This is a genomic window from Enterobacter huaxiensis (genome assembly GCF_003594935.2).
In the GTDB taxonomy this organism is placed as follows: Bacteria; Pseudomonadota; Gammaproteobacteria; order Enterobacterales; family Enterobacteriaceae; genus Enterobacter; species Enterobacter huaxiensis.
Genome location: NZ_CP043342.1, coordinates 1,782,228 through 1,799,041, shown reverse-complemented (window position 1 = coordinate 1,799,041; position 16,814 = coordinate 1,782,228). Strand labels below are relative to the sequence as shown.

Sequence of the window (16,814 nt, the reverse complement as noted above, 5' to 3'; positions counted from 1 at the left end):
AATTTTTTTATTAAGCGCCTTCCGGAAAGATAAAAACGTTTTCTCCGGCGTTCTGTCGCGGTAGTCTCATACGTTCCGTTTATATGACGGACGCAATGTGAGTGACCTTTTCTTATACCAATAATTAAAAATCAGTACAGACAGGACAACTATGGACTCCACCCTCATCTCCGATCGTCCCAACGAGGAGACACCTTCACTCAGTCGTGCCCGCCGTGCAGCGCTCGGCAGCTTCGCCGGTGCCGTCGTCGACTGGTATGATTTTCTGCTCTACGGCATTACCGCCGCGCTGGTGTTTAACCGCGAATTCTTCCCCCAGATCAGCCCGGCAATGGGCACCCTCGCCGCGTTTGCCACCTTCGGCGTCGGCTTTCTGTTCCGCCCGCTGGGCGGCGTGATATTCGGCCACTTCGGCGACCGCCTCGGCCGCAAGCGCATGCTGATGCTCACCGTCTGGATGATGGGCATCGCCACTGCGCTTATCGGCATTTTGCCCTCGTTTGCCTCTATCGGCTGGTGGGCACCGGTGCTGCTGGTGACGCTGCGCGCAATTCAGGGCTTTGCCGTCGGCGGTGAATGGGGCGGCGCGGCGCTGCTCTCCGTTGAGAGCGCGCCAAAAAACAAGAAAGCCTTCTACAGCAGCGGCGTACAGGTGGGCTATGGCGTGGGCCTGCTGCTCTCTACCGGCCTGGTGTCGCTGATAAGCCAGCTCACCACCGACGAGCAGTTTCTGAGCTGGGGCTGGCGTATTCCGTTTATCTTTAGCATCGTGCTGGTCATCGCCGCGCTGTGGATCCGCAACGGCATGGAAGAGTCCGCTGAATTCGAAAAACAGCAGCAGGAAAAACCGGTAGTCAAAAAGCGGCTTCCGGTGATGGAAGCGCTTTCAACACACCCTGGCGCTTTTCTGAAAATCATTGCCCTGCGCCTGTGCGAGCTGCTGACCATGTATATCGTCACCGCCTTTGCCCTGAACTATTCCACGCAGAATCTCGGGCTGCCGCGCGAGCTGTTCCTGAATATCGGCCTGCTGGTCGGCGGGATAAGCTGCCTGACCATACCCTGCTTCGCCTGGCTGGCCGATCGGTTTGGCCGCCGCCGCGTTTACATCACCGGCGCACTGATCGGCACGCTCAGCGCCTGGCCGTTCTTTATGGCCCTGGAGGCGCAGTCAATCTTCTGGATCGTCTTCTTCGCGATCATGCTGGCGAACATCGCCCACGACATGGTGGTGTGCGTGCAGCAGCCGATGTTTACCGAGCTGTTCGGCGCCAGCTATCGCTACAGCGGCGCGGGCGTGGGGTATCAGGTCGCCAGCGTGGTTGGCGGCGGGTTTACGCCGTTTATCGCCGCCGCGCTGGTCACCTTCTCCGGCGGAAACTGGCACAGCGTGGCGATTTATCTGCTGGCCGGTTGCCTGCTCTCTGCCGCCACGGCGCTGTTTATGAAAGAGACCGCCCACCCCTGATCTCCTCACTTTTGTTTCACAGGCGAGTGACATACTATCGGGTAGAGTCACACACCTGTGGAACAAGGAGACAGAGATGAATAATAAGGGCTCCAGCCTGACCCCGGCTCAGGCGCTGGAAAAACTGGACGCGCTGTACGAACAGTCCGTCAACGCGCTGCGCAGCGCCATCAGTGAGTACATCGAAACGGGGAAACTTCCCGACGAAAAGGCCAGGAGTCACGGCCTTTTTGTTTATCCATCGCTCTCCGTCACCTGGGACGGCAGCGCCAGCACCACGCCGAAAACCCGCGCCTACGCGCGCTTTACCCACTCAGGCTGTTACAGCACCACCGTCACCCGCCCTGCGCTGTTCCGCCCGTACCTCGAAGAACAGCTGACCCTGCTGTATCAGGACTACGGCGCGCACATCGCCGTTGAGCCGTCGCTGCATGAGATCCCTTATCCGTACGTGATTGACGGTTCAGCGCTGACGCTTGACCGCTCCATGAGCGCAGGGCTGACGCGCCACTTCCCGACCACCGAACTCTCGCAGATTGGCGATGAGACGGCGGACGGGATTTATCATCCGGCGGAATTCTCGCCGCTGTCGCATTTCGACGCCCGCCGCGTGGATTTCTCGCTGGCGCGCCTGCGTCACTACACCGGTACGCCCGCAGAGCACTTTCAGCCGTTTGTGCTGTTCACCAACTACACCCGCTACGTGGACGAATTTGTCCGCTGGGGCTGCAGCCAGATTCTCGATCCGGACAGTCCGTACATCGCCCTCTCCTGCGCGGGCGGGATCTGGATCACCGCCGAAACTGAAGCGCCGGAGCAGGCTATTTCCGACCTGGCGTGGAAGAAGCACCAGATGCCCGCCTGGCACCTGATCACCGCCGACGGCCAGGGGATTACGCTTATCAACATTGGCGTGGGTCCGTCAAACGCCAAAACCATCTGCGACCACCTGGCCGTGCTGCGCCCGGACGTCTGGCTGATGATTGGCCACTGCGGCGGCCTGCGCGAAAGCCAGCTGATCGGGGATTACGTGCTGGCCCACGCCTACCTGCGCGACGACCATGTGCTCGACGCGGTACTGCCGCCGGATATTCCTATTCCAAGCATTGCCGAAGTGCAGCGCGCGCTGTACGACGCCACCAAAGAGGTGAGCGGCATGCCGGGGGAAGAGGTTAAGCAGCGCCTGCGCACCGGCACCGTCGTCACTACCGATGACCGCAACTGGGAGCTGCGCTACTCCGCCTCGGCCCTGCGCTTCAACCTGAGCCGCGCGGTGGCTATCGATATGGAGAGCGCCACCATCGCCGCCCAGGGCTATCGCTTCCGCGTCCCTTACGGCACGCTGCTGTGCGTATCCGACAAGCCGCTGCACGGCGAAATTAAGCTTCCCGGTCAGGCCAACCGGTTCTACGAAGGGGCGATATCCGAGCATCTGCAGATCGGCATTCGCGCCATCGATCTGCTGCGGGCCGAGGGCGACAAGCTGCACTCCCGCAAGCTGCGCACCTTTAACGAGCCGCCGTTCCGCTAAAAATAAAAAGGACAAACCATGTACACCTCATCACCGTTAACCGCCCTGCGCCAGTGGCTGGAAGCCAACCGTCTCGACGGAACGATCGTCCCGCGCGCGGATGCCTGGCAGAGCGAGTACTGCGCGCCGTATGACGAAAAGCTGGCCTGGCTGACGGGCTTTGACGGATCGGCTGGCCTCGCGCTGGTGCTGAAGGATAAAGCCCTGCTCTTCGTTGACGGACGCTACCAGGTTCAGGCCCGCGTTCAGGTCAATATGGACGAGATTGCGATCCATCACCTGCACAACGAACCGCTGGCGGAGTGGCTTGAGCAAAACGTTGAGCCGGGAACCCGCATCGGGTTTGACCCGCTGCTGATGACCAATGCGGAGTTTACGCAGCTGTCGGCGACGCCGTGCGAGCTGGTGCCGCTGAGTCCTTCTCCGTTCGACAGCCTTTGGACCGATCGACCAGCCCCTCCGGCCGGGCTTATTCGGGAAATGCCGGTAGAAATCAGCGGAGAAAGCAGCGCCGACAAGCGTCAGCGCGTTGCTGCAGTACTGGCAGAAAACAATGCCGATTATCTTGCCGTCACGCTGCCGGACAACATCGCATGGCTACTGAACGTGCGCGGCGCCGACATCCCTACCAGCCCGGTTCCGCTGTCGTTTGCATTGTTGAGCCGCGACGGCTCCGTTGAGTGGTTCGTTAACGATAACAAGCTCGGCACGCTGCCGGACAGGGTACGCAACGCCTTCACCATTTCCCCGCAGGACGCATTTATCGAACGCTGCCAGCAGCTTTCACGCGGTAAGCGGGTCATGGTGGATAACGATTCCGCGCCCGTCGCGCTGCGTTTTGCCATCGAGCCGCAGGGAGAGATTATCTGGCTGACCGACCCGATTACCCTGATGAAGGCCAATAAAAACCCGGTTGAGCTGGCAGGTTACCGCGAATGTCATCATCAGGACGGCGCGGCGTGGGTGAATTTCCTCGCCTGGCTGAGCCGTGAGGTCCCCCTGCGTGCCGCCGCAGGAGAGCCGCTGACGGAGCTGGAGGTGCAGGCAAAACAGCTCGCCTTCCGCGAGCAGCAGCCCGGGTTCATTGAGCAAAGTTTTGCGACCATTTCCGCCTCGTCCAGCAACGCGGCCATGTGCCACTATCATTCGAGCGAAGCCAGCAACAAGCCTCTCGGCCATGACCATTTTTATCTTAATGACTCCGGCGGTCAGTACCACAACGGCACCACCGACGCCACGCGCACGCTGGCCTGGGGCAAGGTCGACCCGCAGCAGCGCCTGCACTACACCGCCGTGCTGAGGGGCTTCCTGTCGCTGATTACGCTGCAGTTCCCGTCCGGCAGCCAGGGACATCAGCTGGACGCTTTTGCGCGTCGTCCGCTGTGGGAGATGGGGCTGGATTACGATCACGGCACCGGGCACGGCGTAGGACACCAGCTGTTGATCCACGAAAACCCGCATCGCATCGCCAAAAAGGTGAATCCGTGGCCGCTGGTGGCGGGAAATATCATGACGATTGAGCCGGGGTACTACCTGGGCGGCAGCCACGGGATTCGTATTGAAAACCAGGTTGAGATTGTGGAAAGCCGTCCCGGGTTCTGCGCGTTTGCTTCGCTGACGCTGATCCCGATTGATTTAAGCCAGGCGGAACTGCACCTGCTGAGCGAGCAGGAGAAACAGTGGCTGGATGCGTATCACCAACAGGTGCGCGAGGCGCTGTTACCGCGGGTGGATAGCGATGCACGACAGTGGCTGGAGGAGGCAACGGCGCCGATACGTGTGAACGGATAGTGCGGCTTTTGCCGGGTGGTGGCTTCGCCTTACCCGGCAATCTTACAGAATGCAGAAAAGCAAAAAGCCCGCTTTAAAAGCAGGCTTCTTAAATGTGGCTCCTCTGACTGGACTCGAACCAGTGACATACGGATTAACAGTCCGCCGTTCTACCGACTGAACTACAGAGGAATCGTGTGAACGGGGCGCATATTATCGATGCTCCCCAAGGATGTCAAAGGCAGAATGCAGTTTTTCGATCGTTTGCCGATTTATTCTCCACTTCGCGCATTTGTCAGGCATTCTGTCGATTCCCCTGCGACGGGCTCTGGCTTTTTCCGCGGATATTTCCACAGCCAGCGTCCGCTAACCATGCGCCAGTAGAACAGCGCGCCGCGCACCGCCCAGTCGAGGAACATCCCCAACCAGACGCCCACGACGCCCATTCCCAGCATGATCCCCAGCGTATAGCCCGCTACGACGCGACAGCCCCACATGCCAAGCATTGACACCCACATCGCAAACCGGGCATCGCGGGCGCCTTTCAGACCGGCGGGAAGCACCCAGGACGCTGCCCAAATCGGCATGAACGCGGCGTTAAGCCAGATGAGGATCTTCACCACCTCTTTTACGTCGTCTTCATGGGTATAGAAGGCGGCCATCAGCCCGGCAAACGGCGCAGTGCCCCAGGCAATCGCCGTCAGGCCAATAGTTGAGAGCCAGAAGACATGCCTAAGCTGGCGCTCCGCCTGGGCTATCTGCCCTTTCCCGAGGCGTTTACCGGTGATGATCGTCGATGCCGACCCGAGGGCGTTGCCCGGCAGGTTGATGAGTGACGCGATAGAAAACGCGATAAAGTTACCGGCAATAACGTCTGTACCCATTCCGGCCACAAACATTTGCGTCAGCAGCTTACCGCCGTTGAACAGCACCGATTCAATGCTGGCCGGGATCCCTATCCCCATAACTTCCCAGATGATGGCGAAGTTAAAGGGGCGGAAATAGCTTTTCAGCGTCAGGCGCAGAGAAGGCGTGATGCCGGTCATCAGCACCCCAATAATCGCCGCGGCACCAATGTAGCGAGAGATGGTCAGCCCAAGCCCTGCCCCGACGAAACCCAGCCCGTCCCAGGAAAATGCACCGTAAATCAGGACGCTGCTGATGATAATGTTGAGGATGTTCATCCCGCCGTTAATCAGCAACGGAATTTTGGTATTACCCGCCCCGCGCAGCGCGCCGCTGCCAATCAGCGCGATAGCCGCCGCCGGATAGCTAAGCACCGTCATCTCCAGATAGGTCAGCGCCAGGTCCTTAACCTCGGGCGTCGCTTCACCCGCGACGATATCAATAATTTCTTTGCCGTAGTAATGGATGACCGCAGCAAGGATTATCGAAAACACGGTCATGATCATCAGCGACTGGCGTGCCGCCTCGCGGGCGCGTTTGGGGTCGAGCTTGCCGAGGCTGAAGGCCACCACCACCGTTGTACCCAGATCGATGGCGGCAAAGAAGGACATCACCACCATGTTAAAGCTGTCCGCAAGCCCGACGCCGGCCATCGCCTCTTTACCGAGCCAGCTCACCAGGAAGGTACTCAACACCCCCATCAGCAGGACGCAGGTGTTCTCCAGAAAAATAGGCACAGCTAGGGGGGTGATTTCACGCCAGAACAGAACACGATAGCTTTTGCGTTTTGCATACCAGGGCGTGCGCATGATCGCCTGGCGTAAGGGGGCGGTGACGTTCAAAATGGACCTTAGCGAGAAAGTTGAAACTCCATTTCAAATGATGGGGTAGAAATGCTCATCCTGCAAAGTATTTTCCATAAAAATATGTTTGGATTTACAACAAACTGACGACAGAATCAGCAATCAATCGCTTTTCCCTAAGATCAGGTTTGACAAAACTTTTTTCGCCGTTAATATGAGCCTCCACACCGATTCCTCTGTAGTTCAGTCGGTAGAACGGCGGACTGTTAATCCGTATGTCACTGGTTCGAGTCCAGTCAGAGGAGCCAAATTTAAAAAGCCTGCTTTTAAAGCGGGCTTTTTGCTTTTCTGCATTCTGTAAGATTGTCGGGTGGCGACTGCGTCTTACCCGACCTGCAAAAACCCTCGAACCCTGTACTCCCGGAAATAAAAAAGGCCCTCTGTCACCAGAGAGCCTTGTTTGCAATCGCTGCGATTACTCGCCTTTTGCTTCAGCGTTTTTGATTTCGCCCATCACTTTCAGCTTTTTGGAGATCTCACGACGCTCTTTGGAGATCTCAGCGTTTTTGATGATGTAGTCATCAACGCGGTCTTCGTAATCGCTTTTCATGCTGGCAATGATGCCCTGAATAGCTTCAACGCTCATGCCTGGCTTAATGTAGTCGCTCAGGTTGTCCAGCAGGAGAACGCGTTTCTGGTTGTCACGGATCTTCTTCTCCACGTCCTGGATTTCACGCTGCAGCTTGTTTTTGCGGCGGAACAGGCGGACGAACTCCAGAACATCCTGGAACGAAGGCTTGGTAGTTTCCATTTTTACACCCCTGATAATGTGAGATTCGGATTCGTTAAAGCAACCGTTGTAACAATAACCTTACTGACAGCGGTCGCGAATGACAATGAGTATATCGTTTGACGCTATCATAACCCCAATTGCTGCTGAATCGAAGCAGCAGCCGTCACATAAGGAGATGGCTGCTTTTTATTTGCGCAGCGCGCGGCAAATAAGGTGCGACAACAGCTCTAGCTGCCGCGCCAGCTCCATACTTAGCCAGACGTAACCGTGGATCGGCGTTTCCGCCACGTTATCGCCCTGCCGCTCGTTCATCAGCTGTTTCAGCTCCGCGACAATCTCCGTCAGACGTTCGCTGTTCGCCAGTATAGGCTGCGGGTTACCCTCATACAGCGCGTGGGCGATGGTCAGCAGCGTTTGCTGCGTCATCTGCTGCGTCTCTTTCAGCGTGTGCGCGTTAAGCATCAGCAGATGGCTGGGGCGAGACGCCCAGTGGGCATTAATCTGCAGCTCAAGCATGCAAACAAGATTTCGGCTCACCGTCTGAATGGCTTCAAAAATCGATTTCTGGATATGGGTCTCTTTGCTGGCTGGCGTAATCAGGCCGCGCATTTTGACGACGTCATTAAGGATTTTCTGCAGATGCTTTTCCAGCCGCGGGCGTTCAACCAGGTTAGGAGAAAATCCGGCCTGGTAGACCCGGTTAAACGCGGTAACGTAGTTCGCCATCTGAATGCGCCAGTGCAGAAACGCGCGCTGCGGCCAGATACCGGTGAAGAGCATTGCCAGCAATGAGCCAAGAATGACATCACCGCTTCGCCACAGCGCGGTCGTCATGTCGCCCGCCGGGGCGCCGACCACCACCGCGAGCGTGATGCCAATCAGCAGCGCCTGATACGGCTTTTTCCCCAGCGCCAGCCAGCCGCAGAGGAACATAGCCGCAGCGCACCACAGCAGCATCACCGGGAAGGAGATCAGCTCCAGCTTCAGGGCAATCAGGCCTAATGCAGAGCCCAAAACCGTGCCGCCAATACGCTCGAAGGCGCGCGGCACAACGTTACCCCAGAACGAAATCGGCCCCATGATGACCACCAGCGTGATCAGCGGCCACGTCCCTTCAGGGATTTCCAGCAGGCGCACCAGGATAAACGTCAGAATAAAGGCCAGCGCAATGCGGCACCCGTGCACCACGCGGTAATGTTTATACAGCCGAATTTCAAACGGCGTTAATGATTTGTCGGGACGCACACCCGCTCTCCAGCTACACGGCAAACCACAATTGTACTGTGTTTTCAGCCGGGTGGATCGTTCCCGGCTGAAAAACCTACCATTAACAGGGTTAACCCGCTTTGTGCTCTACCGCGATATACATTTCAATATCCCAGTAGCCCTCCGCGTTGCCATCGTTGAGATAGCGCTCGAAGCAGGGTTTGGGGGCCATCTGGTATTTGTTGTCCTGCAGGAGGGAGTTGAAGAACTGGTACCACGGCGTGGCAAAGTCATGATTTTCGACGCGCGCTGTCGCTACGGCATAATCACCGGCGGCAATTTCGGTCATCATCACCCCTTCGCTATTGTCGGGGATGATAAAATCATCAGGAACGGTGACTGCCGTATCGCAGCGCAATTTCTCCGCCGGGACTTCATCCGGGTTATCGTAGTAGACCGCCACCCATTCCAGCGGCTGAATGTGACGTCCATCGACCCACATGACCAGCTGTTCAAAACCCTGCTTAACCGTTTTTTCCCACGGCCCCACGAGGTGAAAGCCAGCGATTTTACGTTTCTGTTGCTGCTTGATGCTGTAGTCCATGCTGCCTCCGTTTATTACTGTGTATTTATACACTATAAAGTGGATTGCATATTATCAGCAAACGAGGAGTGTTTATTATGTGAGCAGACTCGCAGCCCCGCCAGTCTGCCCCAAAAGGTTAGAGTTTATGGTGCAGATAATCACCGAGTCGGGAGAAAAGGCCGCCCTTATCAACGCTTTCAAGGGTAACCAGCGGCCAGTGGGCCACCACCTTGTCGCGGTCATACAGCTGAATTTCGCCTACCCGCTGGTGGGCAGCAATCGGCGCTTCCAGCTCTTTTTTATCCAGCACGTATTTGGCCTTAATGTTCGGCACTTCTGCTTTTGGTAAGGCCAGCCAGAAGTCCTGATCCGTTCCTAATTCGATCTGCTCTTTATCGCCGTACCAGATACGTTCGGTTCCCACTTTTTTACCGTTGTGAAGGATCTGCACCGTATCGAAGTTTTGCTGTCCCCAGTGCAGCAGCTTGCGGGCCTGATCTTCACGCCCTTTCGGGCTATCGGCTCCCATCACTACCGCAATCAGCCGACGCTGGCCGTCCACCGCGGAGGCAATCAGGTTAAAGCCCGCCCCGGAGGTGTGCCCCGTTTTAAGCCCGTCCACGTTCATGGTTTTATCCCACAGCAGGCCGTTACGGTTTTGCTGGGTGATTCCGTTCCACGTCAGGCTTTTCTCACTGTACATATGGTAGAACTCAGGCTCGCCGTGAATGATGGCACGGGAAAGCACGGCCAGATCGTAGGCGGAGCTGTGTTGTCCCGGCGCATCCAGCCCGTGCACCGTTTCGAAGTGGGTATCGCGCAGGTGCAATTTTTGCACGTAGTCATTCATCATATTCACGAACTGCGGCTGACCGCCCGCAACGTGATCGGCCAGCGCTACGCAGGCGTCGTTGCCGGAGTCAACAATCAGGCCGCGGCTCAGGTCTCGCACAGAGACGCGATCGCCCGCCTTCAGGAACATCAGGGAAGATCCGTCAAAAACCGGGTTGCCTTTGGCCCACGCGTCGCGGCCTACGGTAACGATGTCATCGGGCGTAATTCGGTGGCTGTCGATGGCGCGGTCAACCACGTAGCCCGTCATCAGCTTGGTGAGGCTCGCCGGATTGCGCTGTTGATGTTCGTTGCCCGCCGTTAAGATCTGACCCGTGGTGTAATCCATTAGCACCCAGGAGCCCGCCTGGATGGCCGGCGGCTGCGGGGAAAAATCCAACGGGTCAGCAGCCAGCGCGGATGAAATACTCGAAGCGAGTAAAGAAACAGCAATAAACAGACGGCGTTTCAACGGTATATCCTCAGGTCATTAAAAATCGTTGACCTTTTTACGGGAGTTCTGATGTCGTTACCTGCCTTAATTGCAAAAAAATGTGACAGCGCGCCGGTTTTTCTCTGAATGCGCCTCGCAAATTTCATCCCTCCCGGCGCTTTTTATTCGGCCTGCCCCTCACGATCGTTTACCATAGAGACGTCATTTTTTAACAGGATGGTATTACTGGTGTCTGATTCTGCCGCGCGTCCCACATTTTTATTCCACGATTACGAAACCTTTGGCACCCACCCGGCGCTGGACCGACCGGCGCAGTTCGCCGCCATCCGTACCGATGAAGACTTCAACATCATTGGCGAACCGGAGGTGTTTTACTGCAAACCCGCCGATGACTATCTGCCGCAGCCCGTCGCGGTGATGGTAACGGGCATTACCCCTCAGGAAGCGCGGGACAAAGGGGTTAACGAGGCAGAGTTCGCCCGCCGTATCCACGATCTCTTCACCGTTCCCAATACCTGCGTGGTGGGTTACAACAACATCCGTTTTGACGATGAAGTGACGCGTAATATCTTCTACCGCAACTTCTACGATCCCTATGCCTGGAGCTGGCAGAACCGTAACTCGCGCTGGGATTTACTCGACATCATGCGCGCCTGCTATGCGCTGCGCCCTGAGGGCATTAGCTGGCCGGAAAATGAGGAAGGGCTGACGAGCTTCAGGCTGGAACACCTGACGCGCGCAAACGGCATCGAACACAGCAATGCCCACGACGCAATGGCGGACGTCTACGCCACTATCGCCATGGCGAAGCTGGTCAAAACGGCGCAGCCGCGCCTGTTTGAGTACCTGCTGGGCCACCGCAGCAAGCAGAAGCTGACGACCCTGATCGACGTGCCGCAGATGAAACCGCTGGTGCATATCTCCGGCATGTTCGGCGCATGGCGCGGCAATACCAGCTGGGTCGCCCCGCTCGCCTGGCATCCCGATAACCGTAACGCGGTGATTATGGTCGATCTCGCCGGTGATATATCGCCGCTGCTGGAGCTCGACAGCGATACGCTGCGCGAGCGGCTCTATACCCCAAAAAATGAACTCGGTGACCTGCCCGCCGTGCCGGTCAAACTGGTGCATATCAACAAATGCCCGGTGCTGGCGCAGGCCAACACGCTGCGTCCTGAAGATGCCGACAGGCTCGGCATTAACCGACAGCACTGTCTGGATAATCTGAAGGTGCTGCGCGACCACCCGCAGGTGCGCGAGAAAGTCGTGGCTATCTTTGCCGAAGCCGAGCCGTTTGTGCCGTCTGAAAATGTCGATGCGCAGCTCTATAACGGCTTTTTCAGCGATGCCGACCGCGCGGCCATGAACATCGTTCTTCAAACCGAGCCGCGTAACCTGCCGGCGCTGGATATCACCTTCGTGGATAAACGCATCGACAAATTGATATTTAACTATCGTGCGCGAAACTATCCCGGCACGCTGGACGAAGCAGAGCAGGAGCGCTGGCTGCAGCATCGTCGTAACGTCTTTACGCCAGAGTTCCTTAGCAGCTATGCCCAGGAGCTGGAAATGCTCTACGGCCAGTATGAAGGGAATGCTGAGAAACAGGCGCTGTTGAAATCCCTGTTCCAGTACGCGCAAGAAATTGTCTGAGTGATGGGTACAAAAAAGCCGGAGGCGATGTCTCCGGCTTTTTTTTGCCCGCAGGCGCGGGCTTACGGGTTTTGTAGGTCGGGTAAGGCGTAGCCGCCACCCGACTTGATATTACGCGACGTCTTCGTACTGAGGAACCGGGTTGCGGAAGCTTTTGGTTACGCAAGCCAGGTAAATCAGACCGATAGCACCCCAGATCAGACCCAGAACCATAGAGCTCTCTTCCAGGTTAATCCACAGCGCGCCCACCGTCAGGGCACCGCACACTGGCAGCACCAGATAGTTGAAGTGGTCTTTCAGCGTCTTGTTGCGCTTCTCGCGGATCCAGAACTGAGAGATCACCGAGAGGTTAACGAAGGTAAACGCCACCAGCGCACCGAAGTTAATCAGCGCGGTTGCCGTTACCAGGTCGAATTTAATCGCCAGCAGCGCAATGGCGCCTACCAGCAGCACGTTCCACGCCGGAGTACGCCATTTCGGATGAACGTAGCCGAAGAAGCGGGTCGGGAACACGCCGTCACGGCCCATCACGTACATCAGGCGAGAAACGCCCGCGTGCGCCGCCATGCCGGAAGCCAGAACGGTCACGCTGGAGAAGATCAGCACGCCCCACTGGAAGGTTTTACCCGCAACGTACAGCATGATTTCAGGCTGAGACGCGTCCGGATCTTTAAAGCGAGAGATGTCCGGGAAGTACAGCTGCAGGAAGTAGGAGGCACCGATAAAGATCAGGCCGCCAATCAGCGCGGTCAGGAAAATCGCTTTCGGGATCACGCGCTCGGCGTCTTTGGTCTCTTCAGACAGAGAAGAGATGCCGTCGAAGCCCAGGAACGAGAAGCACAGGATAGTCGCACCGGTGATCATCGGCACAACGTGCGCGCCTTCGGACCAGAACGGACGGGTGCTGGTCAGCGTACCCGCGCCTTCACCGTGCATCACGCCGTAAATGATCAGGCCAACAATAACGGAAACAATACCCATCTGCAGGATAACAATCAGGGTGTTGAAGTTAGCAACCGTCTTGATGCTGCGCAGGTTAGAGATGGTCATAAAGGCCACCAGCGCCACAACAAAGATCCACGATGGTACAGAAGGCACCAGCGCTTCGAAGTAAATTTTTGCCAGCAGAATGTTGATCATCGGCATGAACAGGTAGTCCAGCAGAGATGACCAGCCCACCATAAAGCCAACCGCAGGGCTAATAGATTTCTGAGCATAGGTGTAGGCAGAGCCTGCAGACGGGAAACGACGAACCAGTTTACCGTAGCTCAGCGCTGTAAAGAGGATAGCGACCAGCGCAAAGGCGTACGCCGTTGCAACGTGACCGTCAGTGAGGCCTGATACGATACCGAATGTATCGAACAGCGTCATCGGTTGCATATAGGCCAGGCCCATCATGACAACCGGAATCAACGTAAGCGTTTTACGTAATTCCACGCGAGAGGTTTTTGGAGTTGCGTTATGCGACATGGTTAATCTCCTTTACGGTGATAACCGCCACGTAAGCGAAATATTGCCCCATTTTCAGTCTTCCTCAGCGACAACAACTGTCGGATTTTAGTAAATATCTATCCGGTACGAAGCCCGGCCTCTTGGATTTTTAGTTTCGTTTCGTACATGCAAAAAAAAATAACCGACGCCTTTTATATCGTCGATTATTCATTTGTTTGCAGCGGCGGCATTTTGCCCTATTCCTGATACAAAAGGCAATAGATTGAGAAAGCCATCAATAAATTAATTTCACTAACCGGTTGATTTACCGACATCCGCCTGAGTGTAAACAGCGGCGATAGCACTATTTGCTAAAATTTCATCCCGCCACCACGCGCTGGCAAGCCCGGCGGTTTGTTCGTTCCAGCCAACCCATACCGGTTCATTACAGTTTTGTGACATTACCTGCTTCTCAACCAGCGCGCCGCTTTCAATAAAACGCTGGGCTAAATAGCGGGGAAGATAACCGCATCCCAGCCCGCTGATTTGCAGCTCCAGCTTGGTTTTAAAATCAAAAACGGTGATTGCTTCCTGTTCATCGAGCAGCTGCGAAGAGACGGCGCATTCCGGACGGGAGCTGTCTCCGACGACAATGGCGCGGTGCCCTTTTATCACCCGTCGATTTAAAGGCTCCGGCTCGTTTGCCAGCGGATGATGCGGCGCGACGGCAAAAACCTGTTCCAGCACGCCCAGGCGCGCGAAACCGTAATCACTGAGCTGGGGCGGCTCATGCAGCGCCCCGACAATAATGTCCGCCCTGCCCTGCGTCAGAGCATCCCACGACCCACCCAGCACGCCGTTGATAAAAATCAGCCGCGTCACGCTGTGGCGCTGATAAAACGACTCTATAAGGGGGGCCAGCAGCGAAAAGGGAAAGGTATCATCCACCCCAATAATCAGCTCGTTTTCCCATCCCTGATGAAGTTTTACGGCCTGCTTCTCAAGTTCGCGAACGGTGTGAAGCACCTCACGCCCTTTTTCCAGCAGCATCTGCCCGGTGCGGGTGAAGCGCGCGCGGTGGCCGGAACGATCGAGAAGCTGAATGTTGAGATCGCTCTCCAGCTTGTGAACGGTATAGCTGAGCGCAGAAGGCGTTTTGTAGAGCTTCGCGGAGGCCGCGGCGAAGCTCCCCTCTTTTTCCAGCGCGTCCAGGATAATCAGAACATCCAGCAGCGGTTTCATCTTCGCCCCCTCGCAGTGCGCGATCGTGTCCGCTGATGGCGTTAATCCATGGGCATGACCAGCGGGTCGGGATACTGATACTCAAATCCCAGTTCATGGCAAATGCGATTGCCATCAATGATTTTGCCTTTGCCTGCCCCCTGAGCATCAGCGAATACCGGCGGAGCCAGGCCGAGCTGGCGCGCCATCAACGGATAGAAGACATTTCGCGACGGATGGGAAGGCGCACATATATTATAGATGTGCCCTCCCTTCGGAGCCTGCAGCAGCAGCTCAATTGCGCTAACAACATCATCCAGATGGACAAGATTGACGCCATGTTGGCCATCCGGGGCAGATTTCCCGGCAAAGAAACGTCCGGGGTGACGCCCCGGCCCAACCAGCCCGGCCAGACGCACAATATCCACCTGAGTGCCCGGCAGGTTGTGCAGCCAGTCCTCCAGATCTTTCAGCACCCGGCCGCTGGCGGTGACCGGAAGGCGTTCGCTGTTTTCCTTTACCGTCCCGTCCACGTTGCCGTAGACCGAGGTCGAGCTGGTGAAAATAATCCGCGGGATATGGTGTGCCAGCGCGCTGTCGACAATCTCCTGCATGGCCTGCAGGTAAAACGTCTCGCCCGGTCCACTGCGGCGCGCGGGTAAGGTAATCACCAGGGCATCAACGTCCATTAGCGCATCGAGGTCGTCAGCATCGCACACCAGCTCAGGTTCGAGGCGCAGCTCAACGCCCTCAATCCCGCACATGCGCGCCGCTTCCACTCCGTCCACCGTGGTTTTGCTCCCGGTCACCTGCCAGCCTTTCGCGGCTAATGACATCGCCAGCGGCATTCCTAACCATCCTAAACCGACAATCGCGACCTTTTTCATGCACATTCTCCTGACTCTTACTCGTCTGTATTAAGGCTACGCCAGCCCGACAGAACACACAATTCATAGCATGAATATGAAATGAATTAATGATCACAAAAAGCCCTTGCAATCTGTTGTGTAAGTGGTTTAGGTTAAAAGACATCAGATGCATAAGCATTCAACGAGAATTTATATGACACGCGTTCCATTTAAAAACCACCATCATCACCATCATCCTGACTAGTCTTTCAGGCGATGTGTGCTGGAAGACGTTTGGATCTTCCAGTGGTGCGAGAACGCAAGAGAAAGCCCCCGGAAGATCATCTTCCGGGGGCTTTTTTTTGGACCGCATTCAGACAGATTAAAACAGGTTAACGAGGAACACAGAATGTTAGATAACTCACGTTTACGCATAGCTATTCAAAAATCAGGCCGTTTGAGTGACGATTCACGCGAACTGCTCGCCCGCTGCGGGATTAAAATCAACCTGCACACCCAGCGCCTGATCGCCCTGGCTGAAAATATGCCTATCGATATTCTGCGCGTACGTGATGACGATATTCCGGGCCTGGTGATGGACGGCGTCGTTGACCTTGGCATCATCGGCGAAAACGTACTGGAAGAAGAGCTGCTGACCCGTCGTGCTCAGGGCGAAGACCCGCGCTACTTTACCCTGCGTCGCCTGGACTTCGGCGGCTGCCGCCTGTCGCTGGCCACCCCTGCAGACGAAGCCTGGGACGGCCCGGCGGCGCTGAATGGCAAGCGCATTGCCACCTCCTACCCTCACCTGTTGAAACGTTACCTCGATCAAAAGGGCGTGCAGTTTAAATCCTGCCTGCTGAACGGCTCTGTTGAAGTGGCCCCGCGCGCGGGTCTGGCTGACGCTATCTGTGACCTCGTCTCCACCGGCGCGACGCTGGAAGCGAACGGCCTGCGCGAAGTGGAAGTGATTTACCGCTCTAAAGCGTGCCTCATCCAGCGCGATGGCGACATGGACGATGCTAAACAGCAGCTCATCGACAGACTGCTGACCCGTATTCAGGGCGTTATTCAGGCGCGCGAATCCAAATACATCATGATGCACGCCCCTACCGAGCGTCTGGATGAAGTCATTGCCCTGCTGCCCGGCGCCGAGCGCCCGACTATTCTGCCGCTGGCAGGCGATCAGCAGCGCGTGGCGATGCACATGGTGAGCAGCGAAACCCTGTTCTGGGAAACCATGGAAAAACTGAAGGCGCTGGGTGCAAGCTCCATTCTGGTGCTGCCAATTGAGAAGATGATGGAGTAACGGC

Annotated in this window: 15 protein-coding genes, 2 tRNA genes and 1 other annotated feature; of the genes, 7 read left to right on the top strand and 10 right to left on the bottom strand. The window is 56.6% G+C overall.

The window, feature by feature from the left end:
• Positions 1–151 precede the first annotated feature (151 nt).
• The 3 genes from shiA (at position 152) to D5067_RS08525 (ending at position 4,790) form a co-directional block, all read left to right on the top strand.
• On the top strand, positions 152–1,468 hold the full coding sequence (shiA, locus tag D5067_RS08535) for a shikimate transporter (protein ID WP_119938350.1): 1,317 nt from the start codon (positions 152–154) through the stop codon (positions 1,466–1,468).
• A 76-nt stretch (positions 1,469–1,544) separates the two neighbouring features.
• Positions 1,545–2,999: an AMP nucleosidase gene (locus tag D5067_RS08530; RefSeq protein ID WP_119938349.1), complete on the top strand. Its 1,455-nt coding sequence runs from the start codon at positions 1,545–1,547 to the stop codon at positions 2,997–2,999.
• Positions 3,000–3,017: 18 nt separating this feature from the next.
• The gene (locus tag D5067_RS08525; RefSeq protein ID WP_119938348.1) at positions 3,018–4,790 is read left to right on the top strand and encodes an aminopeptidase P family protein; all 1,773 of its coding nucleotides are present in this window, start codon (positions 3,018–3,020) and stop codon (positions 4,788–4,790) included.
• A 95-nt stretch (positions 4,791–4,885) separates the two neighbouring features.
• Here D5067_RS08525 and D5067_RS08520 read toward each other — a convergent pair.
• Together D5067_RS08520 and emmdR are read right to left on the bottom strand one after the other, a co-directional pair.
• A tRNA-Asn gene (locus D5067_RS08520) sits at positions 4,886–4,961 on the bottom strand.
• An 80-nt stretch (positions 4,962–5,041) separates the two neighbouring features.
• Complete coding sequence (emmdR, locus tag D5067_RS08515) at positions 5,042–6,484, bottom strand: multidrug efflux MATE transporter EmmdR (protein ID WP_233606828.1); 1,443 nt, start codon at positions 6,482–6,484, stop codon at positions 5,042–5,044.
• Between the two features lie 226 nt (positions 6,485–6,710).
• On the opposite strand from emmdR, the gene D5067_RS08510 reads away from it, so the two are divergent.
• A tRNA-Asn gene (locus D5067_RS08510) sits at positions 6,711–6,786 on the top strand.
• Between the two features lie 167 nt (positions 6,787–6,953).
• Here D5067_RS08510 and D5067_RS08505 read toward each other — a convergent pair.
• The 4 genes from D5067_RS08505 to dacD form a co-directional block, all read right to left on the bottom strand.
• Positions 6,954–7,289, bottom strand: coding sequence for a DUF496 family protein (locus tag D5067_RS08505; RefSeq protein ID WP_119938346.1), 336 nt, complete (start codon positions 7,287–7,289; stop codon positions 6,954–6,956).
• 168 nt (positions 7,290–7,457) lie between these two features.
• Entirely contained in the window at positions 7,458–8,516 is a 1,059-nt protein-coding gene (locus D5067_RS08500; RefSeq protein WP_119938345.1) for an FUSC family protein, read from the bottom strand.
• 91 nt (positions 8,517–8,607) lie between these two features.
• On the bottom strand, positions 8,608–9,081 hold the full coding sequence (gene sbmC / locus D5067_RS08495; RefSeq protein WP_119938344.1) for a DNA gyrase inhibitor SbmC: 474 nt from the start codon (positions 9,079–9,081) through the stop codon (positions 8,608–8,610).
• Positions 9,082–9,199: 118 nt separating this feature from the next.
• On the bottom strand, positions 9,200–10,366 hold the full coding sequence (gene dacD, locus D5067_RS08490; protein ID WP_119938343.1) for a serine-type D-Ala-D-Ala carboxypeptidase DacD: 1,167 nt from the start codon (positions 10,364–10,366) through the stop codon (positions 9,200–9,202).
• 210 nt (positions 10,367–10,576) lie between these two features.
• Between dacD and sbcB the strand changes: the two genes are divergently transcribed.
• Positions 10,577–12,001 (top strand): exodeoxyribonuclease I, encoded by a 1,425-nt coding sequence (sbcB, locus tag D5067_RS08485; RefSeq protein ID WP_119938342.1) that lies wholly within the window; start codon positions 10,577–10,579, stop codon positions 11,999–12,001.
• Between the two features lie 111 nt (positions 12,002–12,112).
• Here sbcB and D5067_RS08480 read toward each other — a convergent pair whose 3' ends face one another.
• The 4 genes from D5067_RS08480 to D5067_RS08470 all read right to left on the bottom strand — a co-directional run bounded on the left by D5067_RS08480 (position 12,113) and on the right by D5067_RS08470 (position 15,540).
• Positions 12,113–13,471 (bottom strand): APC family permease, encoded by a 1,359-nt coding sequence (locus tag D5067_RS08480; protein ID WP_119938341.1) that lies wholly within the window; start codon positions 13,469–13,471, stop codon positions 12,113–12,115.
• Positions 13,461–13,523 (bottom strand): membrane protein YoeI, encoded by a 63-nt coding sequence (gene yoeI / locus D5067_RS24135; protein ID WP_119938412.1) that lies wholly within the window; start codon positions 13,521–13,523, stop codon positions 13,461–13,463. Before yoeI ends, D5067_RS08480 begins: the two co-directional genes overlap by 11 nt.
• Positions 13,524–13,744: 221 nt before the next feature.
• Positions 13,745–14,674, bottom strand: coding sequence for a LysR substrate-binding domain-containing protein (locus tag D5067_RS08475; protein ID WP_119938340.1), 930 nt, complete (start codon positions 14,672–14,674; stop codon positions 13,745–13,747).
• Between the two features lie 41 nt (positions 14,675–14,715).
• Positions 14,716–15,540, bottom strand: coding sequence for an SDR family oxidoreductase (locus D5067_RS08470; RefSeq protein ID WP_119938339.1), 825 nt, complete (start codon positions 15,538–15,540; stop codon positions 14,716–14,718).
• A 175-nt stretch (positions 15,541–15,715) separates the two neighbouring features.
• On the opposite strand from D5067_RS08470, the gene hisL reads away from it, so the two are divergent.
• Complete coding sequence (gene hisL / locus D5067_RS08465; RefSeq protein WP_099516347.1) at positions 15,716–15,766, top strand: his operon leader peptide; 51 nt, start codon at positions 15,716–15,718, stop codon at positions 15,764–15,766.
• Positions 15,742–15,865: a sequence feature (His leader region), on the top strand. It overlaps the preceding gene by 25 nt.
• Positions 15,866–15,910: 45 nt before the next feature.
• Positions 15,911–16,810, top strand: a complete 900-nt coding sequence (gene hisG / locus D5067_RS08460) for an ATP phosphoribosyltransferase (RefSeq protein ID WP_119938338.1) — start codon at positions 15,911–15,913, stop codon at positions 16,808–16,810.
• Positions 16,811–16,814 lie beyond the last annotated feature (4 nt).